This window comes from Clostridium sp. NSJ-145 (assembly GCF_021044725.1).
GTDB lineage: Bacteria > Bacillota > Clostridia > Clostridiales > Clostridiaceae > Clostridium > Clostridium disporicum_B.
The window spans coordinates 191967-216963 of the sequence record NZ_JAJNOS010000001.1 but is presented as its reverse complement, the minus strand read 5'-3'; the positions used below and the strand labels follow the sequence as shown (position 1 = coordinate 216963).

Here is a 24997-nt window from a genome sequence, read left to right as displayed (position 1 = left end):
TTACATTTTGATAAAGAGAGAAGATATTTCATATTATTAAAGGGGGCAATGAAATGAATATTGTAGTACAAAAATATGGGGGCACTTCAGTAGGAAGTATTGAAAAAATTAAGTTTGTGGCTAGAAGAGTTATTAACGAAAAGGAAAAAGGAAATGAAGTGGTTGTTGTAGTTTCTGCAATGGGGAAGACAACAGATAATCTTATAAATATGTCTAAAGAGATTTGTAATAATCCTAATAAAAGAGAATTAGATATGTTGCTATCTACAGGTGAACAGATGTCTATATCATTATTATCTATGGCTTTAGAGGCCGAAGGTTATAAATCTATATCACTAACAGGGTTTCAAGCGGGCATTAAAACACAAGGTATTCATACAAAAAATAAAATAGCAGATATTGACGTTAGGAAGGTAAAAAAATATTTACAAGAAGGAAAAATTGTAGTAGTAGCAGGTTTTCAAGGAATTAATGAAGATGGAGATATAACTACTTTAGGTAGAGGTGGATCAGACACTACAGCTGTTGCAATAGCTGCAAAACTAAAGTGTCCTTGCGAGATTTATACAGATGTAGATGGAATATATTCTATAGATCCTAGAGTATATAAAGAAGCAAAGAAAATTGATTATATAAGCTATGAAGAAATGATGGAAATGGCATCATTAGGTGCAGGTGTTATGGATGCGAGAGCTGTTGAAATAGGGTGTAAATATAATGTACCAATTTATGTATCATTAAATACTGGTGATGTAAAAGGAACATGGATAAAGGAGTATGATGAGAGAATGGAAGAAAGAGTTATTACTGGACTTACAATTAGTGAAAATAATTTAATGATTACTATAAATAATGTGTTATTTAAATCAAATAATATAGCAATGATTTTTGAAAGATTAGCACAAAGTTTTATAAACATAGATATGATAAGTCAGACAGCACCTGCAAATGGATATGTTAATGTTTCATTTACTGCAAGCAAAGATGATTTAGAAACTATAAAAGATGTTATAACAAAAATTAAAGATGAAATTTTAGGTATTAATATATCTGTTGAATTAAATATAACTAAAGTATCTGTTATAGGAATAGGGATGATGAATCAAAGTGGAGTAACTGCAAAGGTATTTAAGATTTTTGCTGAAAATAATATAGAATTTAAACAAGTTACAACTTCAGAGATAAGTATATCATTTGCTATTGATTCTAAGGACAAGCAAAAAGCAGCAAATATTCTAGCAAAAGAATTAAATTTATAAGTTAAAATTTAAATAATCTATTGGAATACTTAAAGATATTTGAATAGAATAGTGGGGGCAAAAATGATTAAGTTTCAAAAATTTCATGGAACAGGAAATGATTTTATAATTTTAAGAGAAAGCGATTTGAATTTTGAAGATTACAGTGAGTTGGCTAAGAAAGTTTGCAATAGACATTATGGAATTGGGGCAGATGGAATGATTATTGTATCAGAATCAACTAAGGCTGATATAAGAATGAAGTTTTATAATGCAGATGGATCTATAGCTAGTATGTGTGGAAATGGTATACGATGTTTTTCAAAGTTTGTTTATGAAAATGGAATTGTAAAAGGAAAAAACTTTAATGTGGAGACTTTAGCGGGAATTATGAGGCCAGAAGTGATAGTAGACGATGGTAAAGTAAACTTCGTAAAAGTAAATTTAGGCAAACCTATTTTTGTATCAAGTGAAATACCAGTAAGTAATGGTAATAAATATTTTATTAATGAAGAAATTAGTGTAGATGGAAGCTGCTTTAAGATAAGTTCTTTAGTAGTTGGAACGATTCATACAGTATTATTTGTTGATGATTTTAATGATTTAGATATAAAAGCAGTTGGACGAGCAATAGAATATAATGATATATTTCCAATAAAAACAAATGTTAATTTTTGCAAGGTAATTGATCATAAAAATATAGAAGTAATCACATGGGAAAAAGGTGTTGGGATTACTCTTGCTTGTGGAACAGGAGCTGCATCATCAGCAGTTATAAGCTCAATTTTAAAAGGTTGTGATAAAAAGATAAATGTAAAAGTACTAGGTGGTAATCTTATAATTGAGCAAAAAGATGATGAAATATTTATGACAGGGCCTGCAGAGTTTATTTGTAGTGGAGAATATAATTTTAGATAGAGAAAATAGTTAAAGGGTGTGTTTAAATGTTTTTTGAGAAAGAAAAGTTTATTGATGAAGTAAGATTATATAGAAGAGAGCTGCATAGAATTCCTGAAATAGGGTTTTGTGAAGTAAATACTTCTAAATATATAAGAGAAAAATTAGAAAGCTTTGGTTACGAGGTAAAATCTGTAGCAAAAACTGGTCTTATAGCATTTAGACAAGGAGAAATTTCAGAGGAGTCTATAGCATTTAGAGCTGATATAGATGGGTTAAAAATTTTAGAAGAAACTAATGTATTTTTCCAGTCGGAAAATGTTGATTACATGCATGCTTGTGGACATGATGGACATATGTCTATTTTATTAGGATTTGCTCATTATATATCTACTATTAAGTCAGTAAATAAAGGGATATTATTTATATTTCAACCGGCTGAAGAGGGGCCTGGTGGAGCAGAAGTTATTATTAATGAAGGGGTTTTAGATCATTACAATGTTAAACATGTTTTTGGACTTCATTTATTTCCTGGATTGAATGAAGGTGAAATAGGTATAAAAGCTGGCCCAATGATGGCACAAACTGCGGAGTTTGATATAGATATAAAAGCAGAAAGTGGACATGGAGCAGCACCACATAAAGCCAATGATGGAATAATAGTAGCGGCTCAATTGATTAACTCTTTCCAAAGTATAATAAGTAGAAATATTAATCCAATAGAAGGAGCTGTTTTAACCATAGGTACAATAAATGGAGGAGAAAGACGTAATATAATAGCTGAAAATATTAGGCTAGAGGGGACATTAAGAGCTTTTGATAAAGAGGTATATTCTAAAATTAAAAGTAGAATGAGTGATATATGTAAGGGACTGGAAACTATGTTTAACGTAAATATAAACATTGAATTTAGAGATATGTATCCAGCAGTAAGAAATGATAGAAAATTATTAAGAAGTTTAATTAAATTTTTACCGGAAGAAAGATTAGTAGATATCGATCCAATGATGCTAGCAGAAGATTTTGCTTATTATCAAGAAGCGGTGCCTAGCTTGTTTTTTATGCTTGGAGTTAAAAATGAGGAGTTAGGATATACACATCAACTTCATAATTCAAAGTTTAATTTCAATGAAGAAGTTTTGGTAGAAGGAATGGAACTTTATCATAAAATCTGTGAAGGATTAAATGTTTATTAAATATTAAGATTAATTGGGGTGGAATATAAAATGAAAAAAGCAAATCTAGCAATAGTTGGTGCAACTGGAATGGTTGGAAGAACATTTTTAAAAGTATTAGAGGAGAAAAAATTTCCTATAAATAATATATATTTATTTGCATCAAAAAAATCAGCAGGTAAGAGTGCTAATTTTTTAGGTAGAGATATTATAGTTGAAGAATTAAATCATGATTCTTTTAAAAGAGATATAGATATTGCTTTATTTTCAGCAGGTGGTGAAATAAGCAAAGAATATGCTCCAATAGCGAGAGAAAATGGAGTTGTAGTTGTTGATAACAGTAGTGCTTGGAGAATGGATAAAGATATTCCACTAGTAGTTCCAGAGGTTAATCCAGAGGATATAAAGTGGAATAACGGAATTATAGCTAATCCAAATTGTTCTACAATTCAAGCGGTAGTACCTCTTAAAGTTTTACATGATGCTTATAAGATAAAAAGGATTGTTTACTCAACCTATCAAGCAGTATCTGGATCAGGTGTTGGAGGTATAGATGATTTAGATAACACAATAAAAGGATTAGAAAATAAAAAGTATCCATATAAGATTGCATATAACTGTCTTCCTCATATAGATAGTTTTATGGATAATGGTTACACAAAAGAAGAAATAAAAATGATAGAAGAAACTAAAAAGATTTTAAATGATGATACTTTAAGAATTACAGCTACAACTGTTAGAGTACCAGTAAAATATGGTCATAGTATTTCTATAAACGTAGAATTTGAAAAAGACTTTGATGTTGAAGATGTGTTTAAGCTTTTAGAAAATTCAGAAGGAATCATTCTACAAGATGATGTTAAAAATAATATTTACCCAATGGCCATAAATTGCGAAGGTAAAGACGAAGTTTTTGTAGGTAGAGTAAGAAGAGATTTTAGTGTAGAAAGTGGATTGAATTTATGGGTAGTAGCTGACAATATAAGAAAAGGTGCCGCTACAAATGCAGTGCAAATTGCAGAAATATTAGTGAAAGATATGTAAAGCTTGAAGGGGAGAGAAAATATGAGTTTATTTGAAGGGTCCGGAGTTGCTTTAATAACTCCATTTAAAAATAATAAAGTTGATTATGAAAAGTTATCTGAACTAATAGAATTTCATATAGAAAATAAAACAGATTCTATAATAATATGTGGAACTACTGGTGAGTCATCAACTATGAGTGATTATGAGAAAAAAGAAACTATAAAGTTTACAGTAGATAAAGTTAATAAGAGAATACCGGTAATAGCTGGTACTGGTGGAAATAATACTAGTTATGCAATTGAGTTAAGTAAATATGCGGAAGAAGTAGGTGTTGATGGACTTTTATTAGTAACTCCATATTACAATAAAGCTACACAAAAAGGGTTAATAGAGCATTATAATGCAATAGCTACTGAAGTTAATATTCCTATAATTTTATATAATGTTCCAGGAAGAACTGGAGTAAATATTTTGCCTAAAACTGTATATGAACTTTCTAAAATAAAAAATATAAAAGCTATAAAAGAAGCTAGCGGCAATATATCACAAGTAGCTGAAATAGCAAGATTATGTGGAGATGAATTTTATATTTATAGTGGAAATGATGATATGATAGTGCCTGTATTATCATTAGGGGGAAAAGGGGTTATATCGGTAGTTGCAAATATATTACCAAAAGAAACTCATGATATTGTAATGAAGTATTTAGAAGGTAATGTTTTACAAGCTAAAAATTCTCAACTTAGAATGTTAGATCTTATAAATGCTTTATTTATTGAAGTTAATCCAATTCCAGTTAAAACAGCTATGAACATTTTAGGAATGGAAGTGGGAAATCTTAGGTTGCCTCTAACTGACATGGAAGATAAAAATAAAAAAATATTAATACAAGCCATGGAAGAGTATGGTGTAAGGAATTGGAGGAAATAATATGTTAAAGGTAATATTAAATGGATGTAATGGTGCTATGGGAAGAGCTGTAACAAAAATAGTTTCAGAAAGCTTAGATGTAGAGATAGTAGCAGGAATAGATAAAAATACGGAAATGTATCAAAATAGTTATGAAGTTTTTAATAATATATTTGATTACAAAGGTAAAGCTGATGTAATAATAGATTTTTCACATCCTAGTTGTTTAGATGATATTTTAAGTTATGGTAAAAAAAATAATACTCCAATGGTAATAGCAACTACAGGATTAAGTAGTGAAGATTATAAAAAAATAGAAAATGTAGCAAAGAGCGTTCCAATTTTTAAAACAGCTAATATGTCTCTTGGAGTAAATTTATTAATAGATTTAGTTAAGAAAGCAGCGCTAGCATTACAAGAAAATTTCGACATTGAAATTATAGAAAAACATCATAATAAAAAAGTAGATGCACCTAGTGGAACTGCTTTAATGATAGCAGATGCTATTAATGAAGAGCTAGATAATTCGATGGAATACAAATACGGTAGAGAAGGTAAGAAGGCGAAAAGAGAAGAAAAAGAAATTGGTATTCATGCTGTTAGAGGAGGGACTATTCCAGGAGAGCATACTGTTATTTTTGCAGGATTAGATGAGATATTAGAAGTTAAACATACTGCTTTATCTAAAAATGTATTTGCTAGTGGAGCAGTAAAAGCGGCAAAATTTATTGTAAATAAAGAGAATGGTTTATATAAAATGGAAGATTTAATGAATTAATTTGGTTATAGAAAGGAAGAAAAAATATGAATAATAATAATTTTACAGATCCATATGAAATTGCTAGATTTATAAAGGATGCAAAGAAAGTTACTCCGGTAAAATTATACATAAAAGGAGACATGGATAATATAAACTTTTCAAATTGTAAAGTTTTTGGATGTGGAGATTCAAGAATAGTCTTTGGTGAATATGAAGTAATAGAGGAAATATTAGAAAATAATGAAGATAAAATAGAATATTATGAATTAGAAAATGATAGAAGAAATTCAGCTATACCACTATTAGATATGAAGAATATTCAAGCTAGAATTGAACCAGGAGCACTAATTAGAGATAGAGTAAGTATTGGGAAAAATGCTGTAATAATGATGGGAGCAGTTATTAATATTGGTGCTGAAATAGGGGAAAATACAATGATTGATATGAATGCAGTAGTAGGAGCTAGAGGAACTATCGGTAAAAATGTTCACGTTGGTGCAGGTGCTGTAATAGCAGGTGTATTAGAACCACCAAGTAAAACTCCAGTAATAGTAGAAGATTATGCTATGATAGGTGCAAATGCAGTTATATTAGAAGGTGTTAGAATAGGTAAGGGAGCAGTAGTAGCTGCAGGATCAGTCGTTATCAATGATGTTGAACCTAATACTGTTGTAGCAGGAACTCCTGCAAAGGTAATTAAGGAAAAAGATGATAAGACTGCAGATAAGACTAGAATTTTAGAAGATTTAAGATAAATATCTTTTACACCATAAGGGGGCAGAAAAATGGGGACTTTGCATGATAATGACAAAAAGTATATATTAAATCTTTATAATAGATTAAATTTAGAAGTGGAAAGAGCAGATGGAGTATATCTATATGATAAGAATAATAATAAATATTTAGATATGTATAGTGGCATATCTGTTAACAATTTAGGGTATGACAAAGAAATTGCTAATGTAATAAAAAATCAAGTAGATAAGTATATTCATTTATCTAATTACTTTGTTTCAGAGCCAACAGTAAATTTAGCTAAACTATTAGTAGATAATTCTTTTGCATCAAAAGTATATTTTTCAAATTCAGGGACAGAGGCTAATGAAGCAGCAATAAAATTATGTAGAAAATATGGAAGAAAGATTAATGATAATAAAATTGAGATATTATCTGCGTTAAATTCATTTCATGGAAGAACTTATGGAGGATTAACACTAACAGGTCAAGAAAAGTATCAAAACGATTTTAAGCCTTTACTTTCTGGAGTAAATTATTTTGAATTTAATAATATAGAGTCTTTAAGAGAGAAAGTAAGTGAAAATACTTGTGCAGTTTTCTTAGAGGTAATTCAAGGTGAAGGTGGAATAGTAGAAGTATCTCAAGAGTTTATGAATGAATTAGTAAAGTTGTCAAAGACGCATAACTTTCTAATTGTCATAGATGAAATTCAAACTGGTATAGGAAGAAGTGGAGATTTATTTGCTTTTGAAAAATACAATATTACTCCTGATATAGTTACATTAGCAAAATCTATAGGTGGAGGATTACCTTTAGGTGCAATGTTAGTTAATGAAAAATTAGAGGAAGTGTTAAAGGTTGGAGACCATGGAAGTACCTTTGGAGGGAATCCAGTAGCTTGTGCAGCTGGGGCGTACGTTTTAGATAAAATAGTAAATACAGATTTATTAAAAGAGGTAAAGGAAAAAAGTAATTATCTTTTAAATGAGCTAGAAAATATTAAAGAAGAATTCCCAACATTAATTAAAGAAATTAGAGGTAGGGGAATGATGATAGGTATAGATGTAGGAGAAAATGCTATAGCAATAAGAGATTGTGCTCTAGATAATAGATTACTATTAAACGTGACTAACAAAACTATTATTAGATTATTACCATCCCTTTGTATAAGTAATAGTGAGATTAATGAGTTTTTAGAAAAATTTAGAGAAGTATTAAAAAGCTTCATATAAAAATACCTGGCGGAAGTTTACCGCCAGGTATTTTTATATTTTTTTAATTTCGTCCTTATTCCATATATATAATTGATCTGAATTATTTAAAGCAGAAAAGAGTTTATTTTTAAGATTAGGAAAAGTGCTGTTTAGATTTTTTATTAAATCCTTAACCTCTTGTCTTTTAGTATGTCCATCAGCAGGACAAGGATTCTTTATAATTGGGTAATTATAATCTTTAACAGCCTTTTTTATCATATATTCATCTATATAAACCATGGGTCTAATTATTGTAAGATTAAATTTTTCCATATATGATTTTGGAGCAAAACAGTTTACTCTACCTTCATAAAACATAGTCATAACAAAGGTTTCTACTGCATCATCTTTATGATGTCCTAATGCAACCTTAGTACAGCCAAGTTTCATGGCTGCATCATTTAATGCACCACGTCTCAATTTTGCACATAAAGAGCAAGGATTTTTTTCATTTTTAATATCAAAAACGATTTTAGCTATGTCAGTTTGAATTTCGTAAAAAGGAACATTTATTTTTTTGCATAATGTATGTAGAGGACCATTGTCCACATCTCCAGGATTTAAAGTTATAGCTATCAAATCAAATTTTTGAGGAGAAAACTTTTGATAATTTTTTAGGATATGAAGAAGAGTAACGGAATCTTTTCCACCTGAAAGACCAACAGCAATCTTATCACCATCGCTTATCATATTAAAATCATTTATAGCTTGTCTTGTTTTGCTTAATAACTTTTGCATATAGAACTACTCCTCTCAGTATTGTTTAATCTGTACATATTTTATCAGAGAATAGACTATTGTACAAATAGAATTAATTTTAACAAATATTGAAGATAGTGATAATAGTATCTTTATACTTAATAATTAAGATGAAGAGTTTGTTATTAAAAAAGAATAATAAATATACAAAAAGCACCATTAAATTATATAGTTGGTGATTTTTTTGTTATTTCTATGAAATACAAACAAAAATAGCGAAATAATACGAAAAATATGGAAAAAATATTTAATTAGTACTATAATATAATTAAAGTATTTAAATATATAAAAAACTTTACAGAAATTAGATAATTAAAAAAGTTATATGTAAAATTCGGTTTTAGGGGGAAATATGATTGAAACAATTTTGATAGCATTTATTGTTTCGAAAATCAAGGGCTTTGATATAAAACCTTTATTTAAAACGTGGACAATATATCCAACTATTTTGTTAGAGCTTCTGTATTTAATCGGACAAGCTATGATATTTTTAGAAAATTATGAAGCGATTAGATATATGGGAGTGATGAAATCTGCATATTTATGTTCATACTTGTTTTTAGTTTTTAAATATGAAATATATTGGAGTGCTATAATAGGAGCAGTTTTTACGCTATTAGGAGGTTTGCTTAATGATATTGTTATTAAAGCTAATGGAGGATTTATGCCAGTCTATCCTACAATATCATGTCTTACAGGATATGTTAATAAAGATACTTTGAATTTAGTAGATAATCTGCATATATTAGGCAGCGAGGCGACTAAATTTAAGATACTAACCGATTACATAGATTTAGGGTACAGTATACTTAGTATTGGAGATGTATTGATAAGAATATTTGTATTTTTAATAATATTTAACTCTATAAGAAAAATTAATGTACAAACTAAGGAGGAATTAAAATGTTAAAAGTTCCAATATTTGAATTTATTGCAAGATTAATACCAGAAGCTTTTATATTTATGTTTGCAGCATATACTTTCTCAAAGGTAAAAATAGAAAAGAAGAAATACTTAATGGCAAGTTTTTTATTAGGGATAAGTGTGTTTATAATAAGAATGTTACCTATAAATTATGGAGTACATACAATTTTAAATATTATTATATTAACTGTAATTGCTACTAGTATTAATAAAATAAATATGGTTAATGCAATAAAATCAACAATAATTACTACAGTATTTTTGTTTGTTTTAGAAGGAATAAGTGTTCTTATACTTAGTAGTATTTATGGAGAAGAGTTACAAAATATGTTTCAGGATTCAAAATTAAAAATAATATTAGGATTACCTTCATTGATAATTTTTGGGGTAATTGTTATTGGTTACTACACATATTTAAGTAAAAGGAATAAATTAAGCTATGTTTAGTGTTGATAGTATAGCTGAAGCAATCACTGAAATAATAACAAAAGAAGTTAATTTGGAGTGTGAAAAAAAAGATGTAGTTAAGTATGGGATTTTTGCTTTTATTCAAATAACATTATCACTTTTATGTGTAGTTGTTTTTGGAGCAATTTTCAACGTTACTATAGAGGCTTTAATCGTATCTTTTGTTACATCAATTTTAAGAAAAAATTCAGGGGGGATTCATGCTAGTGAACCTGGAATATGCTTAATAATAGGGACATTTGCGACTATTATTATAGCGTTAATAAGTAAAAGTATAAATATAAATGTAGATTTAATTATTTTCCTTGGAGTCATAATATTTACATATTCTTATTATTTGATATATAAGCTAGCACCAGTCGATAGTGTCTCAAAGCCTATTCGTAAAAAAGAAAAAAGAACAAGATTGAAGAAAAATTCAATTATAATTTTAACTATCTATTTATTTATATCTATACTAAATATAATAGCGTTGAAATTAGGCGGAAATAGTGAATTTGCTGTATACACTATGTGTATTTATTTAAGTATAATATGGCAGATATTTTCATTAACCCAAATAGGACATAAAATTTTAGGAGAAATTGATAAGAGATTAATGAGAGTTTTATATGAAGGGAGGTGTAGGGAATGAAAAAGAAGATATTAATGGGAATAGCGACTATAGCAACTTTAGTAGCATCAGTAGTAGCAACATCTGCTTGTATTTGGGGATGGTACCAACCAGAAGAACCAGCTTGTCTAAGAGATGAATAAAATTTAAAGGCTTGAGGCTGTAGTTCAGCCTCACTTTAATTATTACGAGGGATAATTTATGCAAAATGATAAGAGGAAACAAGTAAATGAAATAGTATCAATTGTTAAATTAGCATCACTTTTATTAAGTGGTATAATTCTATGTAAATACTTTTTTACAGATGATAGCTTAATGTTTAGTTTTCCAGGGGGAATCTATTCTAATTTGAGTTTATTTTTACCTTTATTGTTATTATTACTAATATACTTTATTTGGACATTCTCAACAATAAATAGGATAAAAAATAAGCATAGTATATTGATTGGTGAAATAGAAAAAATTATATTTATTTTAATATTTTCAATTATAATTTTTATTTCAGGAAGTTATGAGAGTCAATATAAATTTCTTTACTTATTTATAATAATTACTACGACTATACAATCAGGAATGAAAAAGGGGCTAATTGTTGCTGTAATTTCGTCGATAATTATATTGATGATGGATTTATTAATGTTTCAAGGTAGTGGAGTAAATTGGTATTTTGAAAATGATTTAATATTAGTCGGAATTTTTATGTTGACAGCTTGGCCTTTAGGGTTTTATGTTAAAATTGAAGGTGAGCATATAAAAAAACTTGAGAATATGGTTAATTATGATGGTCTTACTAATGTATATAATCATAGATATTTTCAAGATAAATTAAAAGAGAAAGTTGAGATTGGGAGAAAGGAAAGTAAACCTGTATCCATGATCTTTATAGATATAGATTATTTTAAACATTACAATGATTTATACGGTCATCAGAAAGGTGATAATATTCTTAAAGAATTAGCTGCTATTGTTTCTAATTCGGTGAGAGAAGAAGATATTGTTGCAAGATATGGTGGAGAAGAATTTGCTGTTATTTTAGATGATACTACTGAAAAAGAAGCTTTAGAAATAGCAGAAAGAATAAGAGCAAATGTAGAAGAAACATATTTTGAAGGGGAAGAAAATCAGCCGAAAGGTAAAATAACAACTTCAATAGGAGTTTCTGTTTTCCCGGATAAAGCTAAGGATGAAGTTGAGCTTATTAAAAGTGCTGATGATGCTTTATATAGAGCAAAATTCTTTAATAAAAATAGAGTAGAAACGTATATATCAATATTGGATGATTTAAAGAAAAATATTGATGATAAAGATATTGAACTTGTAACATCTATTAAAACATTAATTAGTATAATTAATGCAAAGGATAGATATACATATAGTCATGTTGAAAGAGTAGTTATATATAGCAGACTTTTGGCAGACAAGCTTAATCTTTCTGATGTTGATAAAAGTAATTTAATATATGGTGCATATATGCATGATATTGGTAAGATAAATATAGCTAAGGAAATATTGGTTAAGAGAATGAAGCTAGAAAAGGAAGAATGGGAAGAGTTAAAGCAGCATCCAGAGAATGGAGTAGAGATTATAAAATCTGTTGAATCTCTTAAGGATGTAATTCCGCTTATAAAACATCATCATGAAAGATATGATGGAAAAGGATATCCAGATGGATTAAGTGGAGAGAATATTCCTTATTTAGCAAGAGTGCTAACTGTTGTAGATAGTTTCGATGCTATGACTTCTAATAGACCTTATAATAGAAGAAAAAGTTACGAGGAAGGTATTGAGGAATTAAGAAAATGTAGTGGTGAACAATTTGACCCGGAAATTGCAAAAGCTTTTATTGAGGTAATAGAAAGTAATGTTGCATTTTTATAAAACCCACCTCCATCTAAGCAAAATGTTTTAGATGAAGATGGGTTCTTTTTTATGTAGTAAGTTTTAATTATATAAAGTGGTGACTTGTAGGGGAATCGAACCCCTGATTTCACCGTGAGAGGGTGATGTCTTTACCTCTTGACCAACAAGCCACATTTCTTTCTTTATATAATATTACCGCTTTATGGCAAAATATTCATAAAGTATGAAAAATAATTGTGATATATATCTTGATTTTAATGCGTTATTAAATTATAATAAACGAGATAAATTTAATAGAAGACAGTTCGAAAGCCTCCTGTCTATAAATAAAACTAGGTTAAATAAGATGTATAAGAATATTTATACATTGTTTATTTACTTATGCTTGTTTGTAACTGAGGCTATAGATTTTTATAAATCTATAGCCTTTATTATTTTCAAGTTAAGAGGCTCTATTTAAGAAATAGGGGGAAATAAAAATGAATCAAAATTTAACTAAAAGAATTGTAGTAACAGGAGTTATTGCTGCTCTGTACGCTGTATTAACTTTAATATTAGCACCAATAAGTTTTGGCCCAGTTCAATTCAGATTATCAGAAATTATGGTATTATTAGCCTTTGTTGATCCTTTATATATTTTAGGACTAACTTTAGGATGTCTATTATCTAATATATTAGGTGGATATGGAATAATGGATGTAGTTTTTGGTTCTTTAGCAACATTTATGAGTTGTGTTGTTATATACTGGACTAAAAATACTATAAAGAATATTAAGGTATCATTGTTAGTTTCATCAATTTGGCCAACAATATTTAATGGATTAATAATTGGTTGGATGCTTCATATAACTATAAATGTACCAATGCTTATAACAATGCTTCAAGTAGCATTTGGAGAATTTATTGTTGTTACAGTGATAGGGGTTCCTTTGGGTTCATTACTTGCAAAGAAGTACGGAAGATATTTTTTAAAATTAGGATTAGCTAAGAATATATAAATATAATTGAAACCAAGAGATGTGAAAGTTTTCATATCTCTTTTTTATATACAATATAGAAAATTAAAGGAATATTACATAGTAAATTGAGAGAAAATAACTTTATAAAATATTAATTTTTACAAAGGAGAAATAAAAATGAAACTTAAAAGAGTTTTAGTAATTACATTAGTACTTATATTATCTTTATCGTTTTCTACTTTTGCAAGTAATAAAGAGAAATCACCTATTTTTATGGGAAAGGTTTCAGAAGTCATAAAAGATGAAAAAGAAAATAGTGTTAGAGTTAAAGCAAAAGGATATATTAAAGGATGCTCAGTATACGAAGAAGAATTAATTTTAATAGTTACTGAAGAAACTGAAATACTAGGAAATGAATGTGGAAATCAAGAGAAAGTGGAAAAGGAAGTTTGCGTTGGGGACTTAATATTTGCTAAATTAGATAAAGCAATGACTAAATCAATTCCTCCACAAGTAGTAGCTAAAAAGATACAGATATCAAAAGTCAATAAATCTTAATAAATATAAAATTAAAGTTATTTAATTGAATTAAAATAATGCTGAAGAGAAAATATATAAACACTAAAAAGTGTAATATTTCTTCAGCATTTTTTGTTAAGTTACAAATAAGGTTATTTATAAATCATCAACATCCTGTTCTTCTCCGTAGCGTACTGTACCTTCGCAGGAAAAACTGTCATTAGGATTTTTTTCTATAAAATAACCATCATTAGGTTCTTTAGAAGGCTTAGCATGACTTGTACAAGATTTGAGTTGTACATCAGTAAGATCGTTTATCTTTTTCATTTTAGACATATAAAATACTCCTTTAATTTAGTTCTTGTAATTATTATTAATAAATTATAATTATTTTATACTATAAAAAAATTAATAAATATATTATTATATATGTAAAAGAATATTTTATAGAAAAATTGAGGTGAATAAATGTATAACTATGATTATTCTATGCTAACTGGAGATGTTATTACAAAAGATGATTTTGAGTATGAGGAAAGTAGAAAATGCTGGAATAGGGCTATAGAGAAATATCCTTATATAATCAATTATTGTAATAATAAAGAAGATGTATCTAATGCAATTAAATGGGCTAGAAAGAATGAGATATCTTTTAGAATAAGATCTGGATGTCATAATTATGAAGGTTTTTCAACAGGAAATGATTTGTTAGTGATTGATGTTAGTAAAATTAATAGTATTTGCATAGATGAAGATAGAGGATATGTTAAATTAGGTGGAGGAGTAAGAAATAGAGAGATTTATGAGGCTTTAGGTAATAAAGGTTATCCTTTTCCAGGTGGAGGTTGTCCAACAGTTGGCGTTTCAGGGTTAATTCTTGGAGGCGGCTGGGGATATTCTACAAGATTATTTGGTTTATCGTGTGATACACTTATAGAGTTAGAGTTAGTTAACTATAATGGTGAAATATTAACCGTAAATGAGAAAGAAAATGAAGATTTATTTTGGGCTTGTAGAGGAGCTGGTGGAGGGAATTTTGGTGTTGTTATATCAATGAAATTTGCTTTACCTAAAAAAATAGAAATGGCCACGTTAATTAATGGAGATTTTAATAATTGTGATATTGATGAAGCTGTTGAATTGATAAGTACTTGGCAGGAAATGTATAAAAATTTAGATAAAAGATTTAATGGAAAGCTAAGTATTTATAATTCTAAGGAAAACGGTAAAGGTGTGAAATTTACTGCTTTATTATATGGTGATAAAAAAGAAGCTAATGAAATACTGGAACCATTAAAAAAAGCTTCGACGAATTTATTACTTAAAATGGAGTATGGAACTGTTTTGGAGGCTAACAGAAAAATACAAGATAGTCATCCGGATTATGAGAGTTATAAATCATCAGGAAGATTTGTATATAAAGAGTACTCAAAAAATGAAATCAAAGAATTAATAAATTTAATAGAAGATAGAGCAGAAGGAGCTATATATACAGCTATTACATTTTATGGACTAGGTGGAGCTGTTCTAGATTTTAAAAATGATAAGACAGCTTTTAATTATAGAGATGCAAAATTTATTATGGGATTCCAATCTGTATGGGAAGAAGCAAAATATGCCCCATTAAATAAGAGATGGTTTTTAGATAAGTTTAGTTATATAAAAAATATTACTAAAGGTTCTTTTATAAACTTTCCATTGTTAGAATTAGAGAATTATAAGGAAGAGTATTTTGGAGAAAATTTATCTAAGCTTAAGAAGATAAAAAGTAAATATGATCCTTTGAATATTTTTAAGTTTCCACAAGGGATAGATAGTTAGTGAGGTACATGTATGATGTTAAATACATATGAACAATTTTCAATATTAAATAATGAATTAATTACATATTTAAATGAATTAATTTCTAATGATATTAAGGGTACAAACAAGGAAGAAGTAATTAGTAAGTTTGATAGAATGTTGAATGATATTGAAGTATTAAAGTTTAAAAGTGATGAAATTGTTGAAACTGGAGCAGGAATAGATCAAGTAAATAATCTTAGATATTCAATAATGAATTCATTATTTTTAATATCTGATTTATTACATTTTTATAAATTGGATGAGGTAGAAAGATTTAAGATGAGAGCTGTTAACTATATTAATCATACTGCGAAGCCGCAAGTTTTTAGATAAAGTAAATAGGAGAGATTTGGAATGGAATATATGTTATCAACGCATGAATTAGGAAAGTTACTTTCAGATTTATGCAATAAATATGAAATTAGTATGTTATGGAGAGAGAAAATAAGTGGAGGGTTTATAACTTTAACTGGAATAATTGATGTTGAGTATTATCCAACAGATAAAGTAATGCTTAAAGGCAATAATATTATAAGTTTAAAGGTTAAAAGTGGGAATAACAGTAATGTTGTTAAAATTACAGGTATGAAAGGTGAGTATTTTAACATAAGTTTAGCACCGACAAAATTTAAAGAGATAAAATCAAATTCATTATATTTAAATCAAATTCAAGAAAGTAAAACAGAATGTAAACTTAGAATAGATGAAAATATAATTTTTACTATACCTGAATCTTATAATGAGATTACAAAGCTTATAAAATAAAAATGATATAAATAAGTTATATTAATAGTTTTAAAAGTGTAGACAACTTCATATAAATTAATATGTGATTTATATAGATATATTATTTTATGTGAAGGAGAGAGTTGATGAAATCTTTAAATTATTGTTTAGAATGTAGAAGAGTATTTCAATCAAATGAAAGATGTGAATTTTGTAATTCTGATAAAATTAAACCTTTAAAAAAAGGTACATCAGTAAATGTAATTGGAAGTAAAACAAAAGGAAGCATTTTTAATTGTAAAGGTGATATTGCTAGTTTGATAATAGTTACAGAAGGTAAAGAAAAAGTTATCAAAGAATATAGAATAGATAATTTGAAAAAAATATTATAATAAATAGTATAGATAAAATTAAATTATATTTAGCATAATATTAATGAGATGAAAAAAACACAAAAAAAATTAGAGGCAGTTCAAATAAATGAACGGCCTCTAATTTTTATTCTATAGTTCCAGTATAATCTAGTATTCCACCTCTTAAATTGTATAGATGTGAAAAACCTTCTTCTTCAAGGAGAGAACAAGCTACACTACTACGTATCCCACTTTTGCAATATACTAAGATAGGTTTATCTTTATACTCTTCAATTTCTTCTAATTCATATTCTAGTTCATCAACTGGAATATTTATAGATTTAGGAATTTTACCACTTTTAAATTCACTAAATCTTCTTACATCTAGTATAAGTAAATCTTTCGTTTCATCTATTAATTTTAAAGCAGATATATTATTAATTGATTTAATCATTTTTAGTCCTCGCTGATAATCTAATTATTTAAGTAAATTATAAGAAAAATAAATTATAAATGCAATAGAATACTTTATTAATTAATAATTATTATTTACAAATATTAAAATAAATACTATTATAATATAAGAGATAGAATAATAATTATATAATTAAAATTAGATTTAATTTAGATGATTTATTGATACGGAGGAAAAATACATGCTTAAAATAGGATGTCATTTATCAACGACAAAAGGTTTTGAAAATATGGGGAAAGAAGCATTGAAAATAGGAGCGAATACATTTCAATTTTTCACTCGTAATCCTAGAGGTGGGAAAGCTAAAGACATTGATCAAAAGGATATTGATGCATTTTTGAAATTAGCTAATGATAATAACTTTGGAGTATTGTTAGCTCATGCGCCTTACACACTAAATGCATGTTCAGCTGATGAAAATACGAGAAAATTTGCTAAAGAAATGATGGCTGACGATTTAATTAGAATGGAATATATACCAAATAATTTATATAATTTTCATCCAGGAAGCCATGTTAAGCAAGGAGCCGAAGTTGGCATTAATTATATTGTAGACTTATTAAATGAAGTTATTAAACCAGAACAAACAACTACTATTTTGTTAGAGACAATGGCTGGTAAGGGAACTGAAGTTGGAAGAAGTTTTGAAGAGATAGCAGAAATAATTAGCAGAGTAAATCTTAAGGACCATATGGGTGTATGTTTAGATACTTGTCATGTATATGATGCTGGATATGACATAGTTAATGATTTAGATAGAGTATTAGATGAATTTGATAGAATAATAGGACTTGATAAGTTAAAAGCAATACATCTTAATGATTCAAAAAATCCATTTAAAAGCCATAAAGATAGACATGAAAAAATAGGTGAAGGTTTTATAGGTTTTGAAGGAATAAAAAGAATTATTAATCACCCTAAGTTAAGACATTTACCATTCTTTTTAGAAACACCTAATGAATTAGATGGATATGCTAAAGAGATAGAATTATTAAAGAGTGTTTACGAAGAAGTTTAGGGAGAATAAATAATCTAGTTATTAGACATTAATATCTGATAACTAGATTATTTTTTGTTAGATTTAATTACTTACAATTAAACATATAAATAATAATCAGTAATCTTTTTTAGCTTTGATAATAATTTCATTAGTATTACTAAAATTATAAAAAATTTTGAATTATTGCAATAAGCATTGGAATACTAAAAGTATAAAGGAGGGTAAAAATATGACAAAACATATATTTGATAAAATTGCATTAAAAAATACAGAAAATTTATCTTCTCATAATTTTACGAATGATTATACTTTAGGAATAAGCAATAATATTGATGGCTTAAAAATAAATGATGATGCTTCAAATGAAGAAGTTTTAAGTGATTTAAATATTGAAGGGGTTAAAGGTGATAGGGAAGAGGAAAGAAAATTAGAACACAACAAAGAAGGAAAAAATACTAATATTGCTGATTTGCCTATTTTTCCTAATTTAAGTGAATGAATAAGTAAAACAATTATAGAATTTGTAAAAAAAAAATAATATAAAATCAACTTTTATATTGACATGAGTAAGTATATTTTGTACCATAAATAATAGAATTAGATATAATATTGTTAGGTGAGGCTCCTATAAAGAAATATGCTGCTGCCCAGAAAAATCTAGAGATTCCAATGGGTTAACAAGAATCATCGTAAAGGTGATTTTTAATGTAGCTGACTGAAAAAGTCTACGCTTTATAGTGCTAAAGCTCTACGATTATTTAAAAGTTGTTTTTAGGACTTTTTGTCGTGGGGCAAAAAGTCTTTTTTATTTGAAAATTAATAGGAGGTGGTATTAATGGATTCTTATCCGGCCCATAGGTGGATAAATACAATTGAATATTTGAAAGATAGGATTAAGATTCATTATACCACTGATGAAAGTGGTCTTTTTCCTGTCTAAAGGGAGGAATTAACCATGAAATTAAATATGAATAAAGAAGAGTTAAGAAAGTTTTTGCTTCATGCACCACAAGATAGAATAATGAAATATATTGAAGGGATTCACCCTGTAGATATACTTGATATATTAAGAGAAGATGAAGAAGATAGAAAAGATATATTAAATAGATTATCTGAAAAATGTATAGCATCTATTATTGATGAAGCAGAAGATGAAGAAAAATATGAAATTTTAACTGAGTTTTCTGAAAATAAGCAAAAAAATATTATTGAAGAAATGTCTTCAGATGAATTAACAGACCTTTTAGGTATTTTAAGTCAAGAACAGGCAAATAAGATTCTTTCAAAGATGACAGCAGAAGATGCAAGAAGAACACGTCAATTATTGAGTTATGAACCTGATACTGCTGCTGGTATAATGGCTACAGAATTTGTTTCAGTAAAAGGAGAAATGACTGTAGAAGATACTTTAAAATATCTTCAAGGTACAACAGAAGATGTTGAAAATATATATGATTTATATGTTATAGACGAACTAGATCGTTTAAAAGGTGTAGTATCATTAAAAGAAGTTGTAACTAGCAGTTTTGAGACTAAGATTTCTGATATTATCCATGTTAAGGTTGAAGGGATACCTTATGATTTAGATCAGGAAGAAGTTGGACATAGATTTGAAAAGTATGGTTATTTAACTATGCCAGTAGTAGATAATTATAATAGATTACTAGGTATAGTTACAGTAGATGATGTTATGCAAATTTTAAGAGATGAAAGTACCGAAGATATCCATCGTCTAGGAGGAGTTGACGAAGGCGAAAGAATTAGTGGGACTTTATCTGAATCTATTAAGAGTAGACTTCCTTGGCTTATAGTAAATTTATTTACTGCTATTTTAGCATCTGCTGTTGTTGGTATGTTTGAAGGGACTATTTCAAGAATTGTAGCACTAGCAACATTTATGCCTATAGTAACTGGAATGGGTGGAAATGCAGGTACACAGACATTAACAATAATCGTAAGAGGACTTGCATTAGGCGAATTAGATTTTGATAATATGAAACGAGTATTCTTTAAGGAAATAGGAATAGGACTTGTTACTGGAGTAGTAATAGGTGCTATCATAGCTGTACTAGGATATCTGTGGGAAGGAAAGTTATTCTTTGGACTAATAATAGGTGTAGCTATGATATTAAATATGATAGTAGCTACTATATCAGGATTTGTAGTACCAGTTGTACTTAAGAAGCTAAAAGTTGATCCAGCGCTTGCATCATCAATATTTGTAACAACATTTACAGATGTACTTGGATTCTTATTCTTCTTAGGTTTAGCAACAATTTTTGTAGAAAAGTTATTGTAAAACATACGGCTTTTGCACTTTGCAAAAGCCGTATGTTTTTTATCTATATATATCTTTTGCTAGAGATTCAAGCTTTTTTAGATTCAAAACTTGGATTTCATTTTTATTCTTTTTAATGACATGTGAATCTACTAAAGTTTTTATAACCCTATTTAGATGTCTATAGCTAGAGCCTAGTAGTTCAGATATGTGATTTACACCTTCTATGGTAAGTGAAGTAGAGTTAGAAGGAAGAACTGATAACAAATAGCTAGCAAATCTATTCTCTAGAGGATATAAAATATTTATGGAGCTATAAATAGAATTATTTCTAAGCTTATTTTCAAGTGATGATATGATGAATCTTAAAAAAAGAGGATCATTATATCCATGATTATGTATAGACCATATTGGAATAGCTAAGCAAATACAGTTTTCAAGAGTAATTACATTACAATCAGCATAAGGATTATCTAATAGTTCTAAGTCGCCTATTATCGATAATGGATTATTAAAACATAGTAAAAGAGATTGACCAGAAGAAAGTAGTGTTGTAACTTTCGCTTTTCCTTTCACTAAGAAATACATATACTCTAATTTTTCGTTCAATGTACATATAAATTCATTTTTTTCAAAAGTATAAATTTTACAAGAATTTATTAAATTTTTATTCAAATACTTTGCTAGTGAGTATTCATTTATGTAGTGTTTAAGAATTTCAGCATTTATTATCTCTTTCATTTAAGTTACCTCCTAAAAAATTATACTATTTATAAGAAAAAAGGACAAATGTCCTATAATAAATTTGATAGACTTAGTAACTTATATATAGAATAAATAAGTTTAGGAGGAAAATAAATGTATAATATTTTAGCACTAGTTATTGGTGCACTTATATCGATTATGCTTTCATTTAATGGGAGTTTAGAAGGAAATGTGGGATTAACATATTCTTTGATTATAATACATACAGTAGGACTTTTTACAATAGCTATTATAATGTTAATTAAAAGAGCAAAAATTACAGTTAGAGAAAAACTTCCTATATATATGTTTTTTGGCGGTGCAATAGGAGTGGCATTAACTTTGGTTAATATGATTACAATAAGTAAAATAGGAGTTGCATTAACAACTTCTCTAGCAGTATTTGCACAGTTAATATTCTCATCATTTATAGATCATTTTGGATTATTTGGAATGAATAAATATAGATTTAATAAGAAAAAACTTATAGGCTTTGCTATTGTGTTAGTAGGGTTAGTCATTATGACTGTATTTTAAGGAGGAGTAGTAAATGATTATTTTAGCTATGTTAGGTGGAATATTAACTACATTATCGATGATAGTAAATTCATCCTTAGGTAAGAAAATTGGAGTTCTGCAAAGTACTTGCATAAATTATATTGTAGGATTAATTTGTTCAACTTTAGTATTAGTCGTATTAGGAAATAGTATAAATGTTACTACAGAAACATTTGCAAAGATGCCATTCTATGTTTTTTTAGGTGGAGCAATAGGTGTAAGTGTAGTTTATTTATCAAATATAATAATACCTAAGATACCTGTAGTGTATAGTACTTTATTATTATTTGTTGGACAAGTTATTACAGGAATAATTATAGATTTTTTTGTGATGTCTGAGATATCTTTTAGTAAGTTAATTGGAGCAATAATAATTATTTTAGGGATTTTATATAACTCTAGAATTGATGAAAAGAAAATAGAAGAATAGAAGAATAGAAGTTATGAGTAGCCAAATTACTATTAAATAGTAATTAAGGTTGCTCTTTTTTGTTACTATATATTCAGTGAGAATTTAATAAGCATAGTAGAAAGTAATGGAGGTCATAATAAATATATAGATAAGCATTATTTGATAAAAAAAGATAGTTTTTTTTATAAAAACTTCAAAAATGACTACTTTTTACTAGAAAATGGTTAAAAATGATGGTAATATATTAAGAAACATAGCAAATTAATAAAGGAGGAATAATTATGAATATAAGTATCAAAGATGTATCATTTGAATTTGTTGATGGTTTAATAATACCTACTTTTGAAGATGGAGAAAATAATTCTGCTGAATTAGATAATATATTAAAGATATCTTCATTTAAAGGTAAAGAGGGAGAAATATTCTACATTACAGAGTTGAAGGAAAAAGTAAAATATAAGATATTTGTTGGCTTAGGAAAAAAAGAACTTCTAAATGGAGAAGTATTAAGAAATGCAATGGCAAAAGCTGCAAAAAAAGCAAAAGAATTAAAAATAGAAAGAATAGGTATAGAGTTTTTCAGAACTGATAAGATATGTGTGGGTGGAAGAATAAAAGGGATAACTGAAGGAGTTAGACTAGCTCTTTATAGTTTTGATAAATATAAAGAACAAAAAAGTCAGTATAATCCAGAGGTTTATATTTCAGGAGTTCCAACTGAAAAGTTATCAAAGGCTACTGAAAGATTAGAAGAAGTTAATAATATAGTTGATGGTGTAATTAAGGCTAGGGACCTTATAAATGAACCAGCAAATGCTATGTACCCAGAAAGCTTAGCTGATGAAGCTATCAAAATTGGAGCAGAATCTGGTTTTGAAGTTCAAGTATTTGATGAAAAAGAATGTAAAGACTTAGAAATGAAAGCATTCTTATCTGTAGGTATGGGATCTTCTAGAAAACCAAGACTTATAGTTATGAGATATATGGGAGACAATGAAAATAGCGAGGTATTAGGACTAGTAGGTAAAGGTCTTACATATGATTCAGGTGGATACTCATTAAAACCATCTAACTCTATGGTTGGAATGAATGGAGATATGGGTGGTGCAGCAGTAGTAATTGGGGCTATGTCTGCTATAGCAAAAAATAAATTAAAGAAAAATGTAGTTGCGGTAGTTGCAGCTTGTGAAAACCTTGTTTCTGGAGAAGCTTATAAACCTGGAGATATTATTGGATCAATGGCTGGAAAGACTATAGAGGTGTTAAATACTGATGCAGAAGGAAGATTAACACTTATAGATGCTATAACTTATATTATTGAAAAAGAAGGAGCAACAAAGGTTATTGATTTAGCTACTTTAACAGGAGCAGCGATAGTAGCTTTAGGAAATTATACAACTGCATTAATGACTAATGACGAAGACTTTTATGATGATTTTATGAGAGCAGCAGATGTTACTGATGAAATTTTCTGGAGAATGCCAACATTTAAACATTATAGAAAGCAAATATTAGGAGAAAAAGCAGATCTTAAAAATGTAGATCCAAATGGAGCAGGTACAATTGTTGCAGGAATGTTCTTAAAAGAATTTGTACAAGATAAGCCATGGATTCATCTTGATATAGCAGGAACTTCAGATACAAAAGCACCTATTAGTGAGTATATAGTAAAAGGTGGTACAGGTACTCCTGTAAGAACTTTATATTACTTAGCTAAAGGATCATGTGGATGTCATAAAAAATAAGATAGGTATTTTAGGAACTGTGTTATACAGTTCCTATTTTTATTTAGATGCTTTTACTTAGAATAATAATTTGGTACTATATATAATATAAGGAAAAATTATAAGAGTAGGAGGGAAAAGTTTTGAAAGAAATAATAGAAGAGTTAAACCTGTTACCTATAGAATTAAAATCATTACCTTTAGAAAACACAGCTTTAATAGTGGTAGATATGGTTGTAGGATTTGTAGAAGAAGGAATTTTATCTTCTCCTAGAGTTAAAAATATGTCTACTAATCTATTAGAATTAAATAATAGAACTAAAGGATATAGTAAAGTTTATTTTGTTGATTCACATAATGAAGATGCAGAGGAATTAAAAGCTTATCCATCACATTGCATTGTAAATACTAAAGAAGAAGAGTTGATAGATGGATTAAAAGAATCTGTAAGTGAAGATGAAACTATTAGAATTATAAAGAAAAATAGTACTAATGGATTCCATGCACCAGAATTTAAAAGTTGGTTAGATGGAATAATTGACAAAGTAGATAACTTTATTGTTGTTGGTTGTGTTACAGATATATGTGTGCTTCAATTTACGTTAACATTAAAGACATATTTTAATCAAATGAATCTAGGCAAGAGGGTATTAGTTCCAGCTAATTGTGTTGAAACTTTTGATATACCAGGGCATCCAGGTGATGAGATGAACTTATTTGCTTTATCTAATATGAAATCAAATGGTATTGAAGTAGTATCAGAGATTATTTAATAAATTACTAG

General features: G+C 28.0%; 30 protein-coding genes, 1 tRNA gene and 1 riboswitch. Of the genes, 26 read left to right on the top strand and 5 right to left on the bottom strand.

Features of this window, described 5'->3' with window-relative positions; translation table 11 throughout:
- Positions 1–53: 53 nt before the first annotated feature.
- The 8 genes from LQE93_RS01155 to LQE93_RS01120 all read left to right on the top strand — a co-directional run bounded on the left by LQE93_RS01155 (position 54) and on the right by LQE93_RS01120 (position 7975).
- Positions 54–1259: an aspartate kinase gene (locus LQE93_RS01155; RefSeq protein ID WP_231071662.1), complete on the top strand. Its 1206-nt coding sequence runs from the start codon at positions 54–56 to the stop codon at positions 1257–1259.
- A gap of 63 nt (positions 1260–1322) precedes the next feature.
- On the top strand, positions 1323–2156 hold the full coding sequence (gene dapF, locus LQE93_RS01150) for a diaminopimelate epimerase (RefSeq protein ID WP_231071660.1): 834 nt from the start codon (positions 1323–1325) through the stop codon (positions 2154–2156).
- Between the two features lie 26 nt (positions 2157–2182).
- Positions 2183–3331 carry a M20 metallopeptidase family protein gene (locus LQE93_RS01145; RefSeq protein ID WP_055264911.1) on the top strand — a complete coding sequence of 383 codons (1149 nt, stop codon included), beginning with the start codon at positions 2183–2185 and terminating at the stop codon, positions 3329–3331.
- A gap of 30 nt (positions 3332–3361) precedes the next feature.
- Positions 3362–4354, top strand: coding sequence for an aspartate-semialdehyde dehydrogenase (locus tag LQE93_RS01140; RefSeq protein ID WP_231071658.1), 993 nt, complete (start codon positions 3362–3364; stop codon positions 4352–4354).
- Positions 4355–4375: 21 nt separating this feature from the next.
- Positions 4376–5266: a 4-hydroxy-tetrahydrodipicolinate synthase gene (dapA, locus tag LQE93_RS01135; protein ID WP_186839175.1), complete on the top strand. Its 891-nt coding sequence runs from the start codon at positions 4376–4378 to the stop codon at positions 5264–5266.
- A 1-nt stretch (position 5267) separates the two neighbouring features.
- Complete coding sequence (dapB, locus tag LQE93_RS01130) at positions 5268–6023, top strand: 4-hydroxy-tetrahydrodipicolinate reductase (protein WP_186839174.1); 756 nt, start codon at positions 5268–5270, stop codon at positions 6021–6023.
- 26 nt (positions 6024–6049) lie between these two features.
- Complete coding sequence (gene dapD / locus LQE93_RS01125; RefSeq protein WP_055264919.1) at positions 6050–6760, top strand: 2,3,4,5-tetrahydropyridine-2,6-dicarboxylate N-acetyltransferase; 711 nt, start codon at positions 6050–6052, stop codon at positions 6758–6760.
- Between the two features lie 30 nt (positions 6761–6790).
- Complete coding sequence (locus LQE93_RS01120; protein WP_055264921.1) at positions 6791–7975, top strand: aspartate aminotransferase family protein; 1185 nt, start codon at positions 6791–6793, stop codon at positions 7973–7975.
- A 33-nt stretch (positions 7976–8008) separates the two neighbouring features.
- On the opposite strand, the gene LQE93_RS01115 is transcribed toward LQE93_RS01120, so the two are convergent.
- The gene (locus tag LQE93_RS01115; protein ID WP_055264923.1) at positions 8009–8734 is read right to left on the bottom strand and encodes a tRNA 2-thiocytidine biosynthesis TtcA family protein; all 726 of its coding nucleotides are present in this window, start codon (positions 8732–8734) and stop codon (positions 8009–8011) included.
- Positions 8735–9107: 373 nt separating this feature from the next.
- On the opposite strand from LQE93_RS01115, the gene LQE93_RS01110 reads away from it, so the two are divergent.
- Genes LQE93_RS01110 through LQE93_RS01090 form a run of 5 tightly spaced genes read left to right on the top strand, consistent with a single transcriptional unit; the run spans position 9108 to position 12638 of the window.
- On the top strand, positions 9108–9665 hold the full coding sequence (locus LQE93_RS01110) for a DUF5317 family protein (RefSeq protein ID WP_055264925.1): 558 nt from the start codon (positions 9108–9110) through the stop codon (positions 9663–9665).
- Positions 9659–10126, top strand: coding sequence for a hypothetical protein (locus tag LQE93_RS01105; protein ID WP_055264927.1), 468 nt, complete (start codon positions 9659–9661; stop codon positions 10124–10126). The genes LQE93_RS01110 and LQE93_RS01105 overlap by 7 nt, the downstream gene beginning before the upstream one ends.
- On the top strand, positions 10119–10781 hold the full coding sequence (locus LQE93_RS01100; protein ID WP_055264929.1) for an accessory gene regulator ArgB-like protein: 663 nt from the start codon (positions 10119–10121) through the stop codon (positions 10779–10781). The genes LQE93_RS01105 and LQE93_RS01100 overlap by 8 nt, the downstream gene beginning before the upstream one ends.
- Entirely contained in the window at positions 10778–10903 is a 126-nt protein-coding gene (locus tag LQE93_RS01095) for a cyclic lactone autoinducer peptide (RefSeq protein WP_231071656.1), read from the top strand. Before LQE93_RS01100 ends, LQE93_RS01095 begins: the two co-directional genes overlap by 4 nt.
- A gap of 58 nt (positions 10904–10961) precedes the next feature.
- Positions 10962–12638: an HD-GYP domain-containing protein gene (locus tag LQE93_RS01090; RefSeq protein WP_055264933.1), complete on the top strand. Its 1677-nt coding sequence runs from the start codon at positions 10962–10964 to the stop codon at positions 12636–12638.
- 77 nt (positions 12639–12715) lie between these two features.
- Here the strand turns inward: LQE93_RS01090 and LQE93_RS01085 are convergent.
- Positions 12716–12790, bottom strand: a tRNA-Glu gene (locus LQE93_RS01085).
- A gap of 309 nt (positions 12791–13099) precedes the next feature.
- Between LQE93_RS01085 and LQE93_RS01080 the strand changes: the two genes are divergently transcribed.
- Together LQE93_RS01080 and LQE93_RS01075 are read left to right on the top strand one after the other, a co-directional pair.
- The gene (locus LQE93_RS01080; RefSeq protein ID WP_055264935.1) at positions 13100–13618 is read left to right on the top strand and encodes a QueT transporter family protein; all 519 of its coding nucleotides are present in this window, start codon (positions 13100–13102) and stop codon (positions 13616–13618) included.
- Positions 13619–13756: 138 nt separating this feature from the next.
- Entirely contained in the window at positions 13757–14137 is a 381-nt protein-coding gene (locus LQE93_RS01075) for a hypothetical protein (protein WP_055264937.1), read from the top strand.
- Positions 14138–14254: 117 nt separating this feature from the next.
- Here the strand turns inward: LQE93_RS01075 and LQE93_RS01070 are convergent, their stop codons facing one another.
- Positions 14255–14434, bottom strand: a complete 180-nt coding sequence (locus LQE93_RS01070; protein WP_055264939.1) for a hypothetical protein — start codon at positions 14432–14434, stop codon at positions 14255–14257.
- 132 nt (positions 14435–14566) lie between these two features.
- Between LQE93_RS01070 and LQE93_RS01065 the strand changes: the two genes are divergently transcribed.
- From LQE93_RS01065 to LQE93_RS01050, 4 genes are all read left to right on the top strand, one after another.
- Entirely contained in the window at positions 14567–15919 is a 1353-nt protein-coding gene (locus LQE93_RS01065) for an FAD-dependent oxidoreductase (protein ID WP_055264941.1), read from the top strand.
- Between the two features lie 12 nt (positions 15920–15931).
- Entirely contained in the window at positions 15932–16276 is a 345-nt protein-coding gene (locus LQE93_RS01060) for a hypothetical protein (RefSeq protein ID WP_055264943.1), read from the top strand.
- Positions 16277–16297: 21 nt separating this feature from the next.
- The gene (locus LQE93_RS01055) at positions 16298–16708 is read left to right on the top strand and encodes a hypothetical protein (RefSeq protein ID WP_055264945.1); all 411 of its coding nucleotides are present in this window, start codon (positions 16298–16300) and stop codon (positions 16706–16708) included.
- 107 nt (positions 16709–16815) lie between these two features.
- Complete coding sequence (locus LQE93_RS01050; RefSeq protein WP_055264947.1) at positions 16816–17061, top strand: hypothetical protein; 246 nt, start codon at positions 16816–16818, stop codon at positions 17059–17061.
- 106 nt (positions 17062–17167) lie between these two features.
- On the opposite strand, the gene LQE93_RS01045 is transcribed toward LQE93_RS01050, so the two are convergent.
- Positions 17168–17476, bottom strand: coding sequence for a rhodanese-like domain-containing protein (locus LQE93_RS01045; protein WP_055264949.1), 309 nt, complete (start codon positions 17474–17476; stop codon positions 17168–17170).
- Positions 17477–17678: 202 nt separating this feature from the next.
- On the opposite strand from LQE93_RS01045, the gene LQE93_RS01040 reads away from it, so the two are divergent.
- From LQE93_RS01040 to mgtE, 3 genes are all read left to right on the top strand, one after another.
- The gene (locus LQE93_RS01040; RefSeq protein WP_055264951.1) at positions 17679–18515 is read left to right on the top strand and encodes a deoxyribonuclease IV; all 837 of its coding nucleotides are present in this window, start codon (positions 17679–17681) and stop codon (positions 18513–18515) included.
- 211 nt (positions 18516–18726) lie between these two features.
- A complete protein-coding gene (locus LQE93_RS01035) occupies positions 18727–18996 on the top strand; it encodes a hypothetical protein (protein WP_055264953.1) in 270 nt (89 codons plus the stop codon).
- A gap of 102 nt (positions 18997–19098) precedes the next feature.
- A riboswitch (M-box (ykoK) riboswitch) is annotated at positions 19099–19260 on the top strand.
- A gap of 192 nt (positions 19261–19452) precedes the next feature.
- Positions 19453–20796, top strand: a complete 1344-nt coding sequence (gene mgtE, locus LQE93_RS01030) for a magnesium transporter (protein WP_055264955.1) — start codon at positions 19453–19455, stop codon at positions 20794–20796.
- Between the two features lie 39 nt (positions 20797–20835).
- Here the strand turns inward: mgtE and LQE93_RS01025 are convergent, their stop codons facing one another.
- On the bottom strand, positions 20836–21516 hold the full coding sequence (locus LQE93_RS01025) for a cyclic nucleotide-binding domain-containing protein (protein WP_055264957.1): 681 nt from the start codon (positions 21514–21516) through the stop codon (positions 20836–20838).
- Between the two features lie 117 nt (positions 21517–21633).
- On the opposite strand from LQE93_RS01025, the gene LQE93_RS01020 reads away from it, so the two are divergent.
- The 4 genes from LQE93_RS01020 (at position 21634) to LQE93_RS01005 (ending at position 24986) form a co-directional block, all read left to right on the top strand.
- Positions 21634–22056, top strand: coding sequence for a DMT family transporter (locus tag LQE93_RS01020; RefSeq protein WP_055264959.1), 423 nt, complete (start codon positions 21634–21636; stop codon positions 22054–22056).
- 13 nt (positions 22057–22069) lie between these two features.
- Positions 22070–22507, top strand: coding sequence for a DMT family transporter (locus LQE93_RS01015; protein WP_055264961.1), 438 nt, complete (start codon positions 22070–22072; stop codon positions 22505–22507).
- A 260-nt stretch (positions 22508–22767) separates the two neighbouring features.
- The gene (locus tag LQE93_RS01010; RefSeq protein ID WP_423230664.1) at positions 22768–24234 is read left to right on the top strand and encodes a leucyl aminopeptidase; all 1467 of its coding nucleotides are present in this window, start codon (positions 22768–22770) and stop codon (positions 24232–24234) included.
- Positions 24235–24356: 122 nt separating this feature from the next.
- Complete coding sequence (locus LQE93_RS01005) at positions 24357–24986, top strand: isochorismatase family cysteine hydrolase (protein WP_055264965.1); 630 nt, start codon at positions 24357–24359, stop codon at positions 24984–24986.
- The last annotated feature ends 11 nt before the right edge of the window (positions 24987–24997 follow it).

Bases quoted from the DNA above. Each gene is read 5' to 3' on its own strand.
- LQE93_RS01155 (WP_231071662.1), top strand. From the start codon at position 54: ATGAATATTGTAGTACAAAAATATGGGGGCACTTCAGTAGGAAGTATT.
- dapF (WP_231071660.1), top strand. From the start codon at position 1,323: ATGATTAAGTTTCAAAAATTTCATGGAACAGGAAATGATTTTATAATT.
- LQE93_RS01145 (WP_055264911.1), top strand. From the start codon at position 2,183: ATGTTTTTTGAGAAAGAAAAGTTTATTGATGAAGTAAGATTATATAGA.
- LQE93_RS01140 (WP_231071658.1), top strand. From the start codon at position 3,362: ATGAAAAAAGCAAATCTAGCAATAGTTGGTGCAACTGGAATGGTTGGA.
- dapA (WP_186839175.1), top strand. From the start codon at position 4,376: ATGAGTTTATTTGAAGGGTCCGGAGTTGCTTTAATAACTCCATTTAAA.
- dapB (WP_186839174.1), top strand. From the start codon at position 5,268: ATGTTAAAGGTAATATTAAATGGATGTAATGGTGCTATGGGAAGAGCT.
- dapD (WP_055264919.1), top strand. From the start codon at position 6,050: ATGAATAATAATAATTTTACAGATCCATATGAAATTGCTAGATTTATA.
- LQE93_RS01120 (WP_055264921.1), top strand. From the start codon at position 6,791: ATGGGGACTTTGCATGATAATGACAAAAAGTATATATTAAATCTTTAT.
- LQE93_RS01115 (WP_055264923.1), bottom strand. From the start codon at position 8,734: ATGCAAAAGTTATTAAGCAAAACAAGACAAGCTATAAATGATTTTAAT.
- LQE93_RS01110 (WP_055264925.1), top strand. From the start codon at position 9,108: ATGATTGAAACAATTTTGATAGCATTTATTGTTTCGAAAATCAAGGGC.
- LQE93_RS01105 (WP_055264927.1), top strand. From the start codon at position 9,659: ATGTTAAAAGTTCCAATATTTGAATTTATTGCAAGATTAATACCAGAA.
- LQE93_RS01100 (WP_055264929.1), top strand. From the start codon at position 10,119: ATGTTTAGTGTTGATAGTATAGCTGAAGCAATCACTGAAATAATAACA.
- LQE93_RS01095 (WP_231071656.1), top strand. From the start codon at position 10,778: ATGAAAAAGAAGATATTAATGGGAATAGCGACTATAGCAACTTTAGTA.
- LQE93_RS01090 (WP_055264933.1), top strand. From the start codon at position 10,962: ATGCAAAATGATAAGAGGAAACAAGTAAATGAAATAGTATCAATTGTT.
- LQE93_RS01080 (WP_055264935.1), top strand. From the start codon at position 13,100: ATGAATCAAAATTTAACTAAAAGAATTGTAGTAACAGGAGTTATTGCT.
- LQE93_RS01075 (WP_055264937.1), top strand. From the start codon at position 13,757: ATGAAACTTAAAAGAGTTTTAGTAATTACATTAGTACTTATATTATCT.
- LQE93_RS01070 (WP_055264939.1), bottom strand. From the start codon at position 14,434: ATGTCTAAAATGAAAAAGATAAACGATCTTACTGATGTACAACTCAAA.
- LQE93_RS01065 (WP_055264941.1), top strand. From the start codon at position 14,567: ATGTATAACTATGATTATTCTATGCTAACTGGAGATGTTATTACAAAA.
- LQE93_RS01060 (WP_055264943.1), top strand. From the start codon at position 15,932: ATGATGTTAAATACATATGAACAATTTTCAATATTAAATAATGAATTA.
- LQE93_RS01055 (WP_055264945.1), top strand. From the start codon at position 16,298: ATGGAATATATGTTATCAACGCATGAATTAGGAAAGTTACTTTCAGAT.
- LQE93_RS01050 (WP_055264947.1), top strand. From the start codon at position 16,816: ATGAAATCTTTAAATTATTGTTTAGAATGTAGAAGAGTATTTCAATCA.
- LQE93_RS01045 (WP_055264949.1), bottom strand. From the start codon at position 17,476: ATGATTAAATCAATTAATAATATATCTGCTTTAAAATTAATAGATGAA.
- LQE93_RS01040 (WP_055264951.1), top strand. From the start codon at position 17,679: ATGCTTAAAATAGGATGTCATTTATCAACGACAAAAGGTTTTGAAAAT.
- LQE93_RS01035 (WP_055264953.1), top strand. From the start codon at position 18,727: ATGACAAAACATATATTTGATAAAATTGCATTAAAAAATACAGAAAAT.
- mgtE (WP_055264955.1), top strand. From the start codon at position 19,453: ATGAAATTAAATATGAATAAAGAAGAGTTAAGAAAGTTTTTGCTTCAT.
- LQE93_RS01025 (WP_055264957.1), bottom strand. From the start codon at position 21,516: ATGAAAGAGATAATAAATGCTGAAATTCTTAAACACTACATAAATGAA.
- LQE93_RS01020 (WP_055264959.1), top strand. From the start codon at position 21,634: ATGTATAATATTTTAGCACTAGTTATTGGTGCACTTATATCGATTATG.
- LQE93_RS01015 (WP_055264961.1), top strand. From the start codon at position 22,070: ATGATTATTTTAGCTATGTTAGGTGGAATATTAACTACATTATCGATG.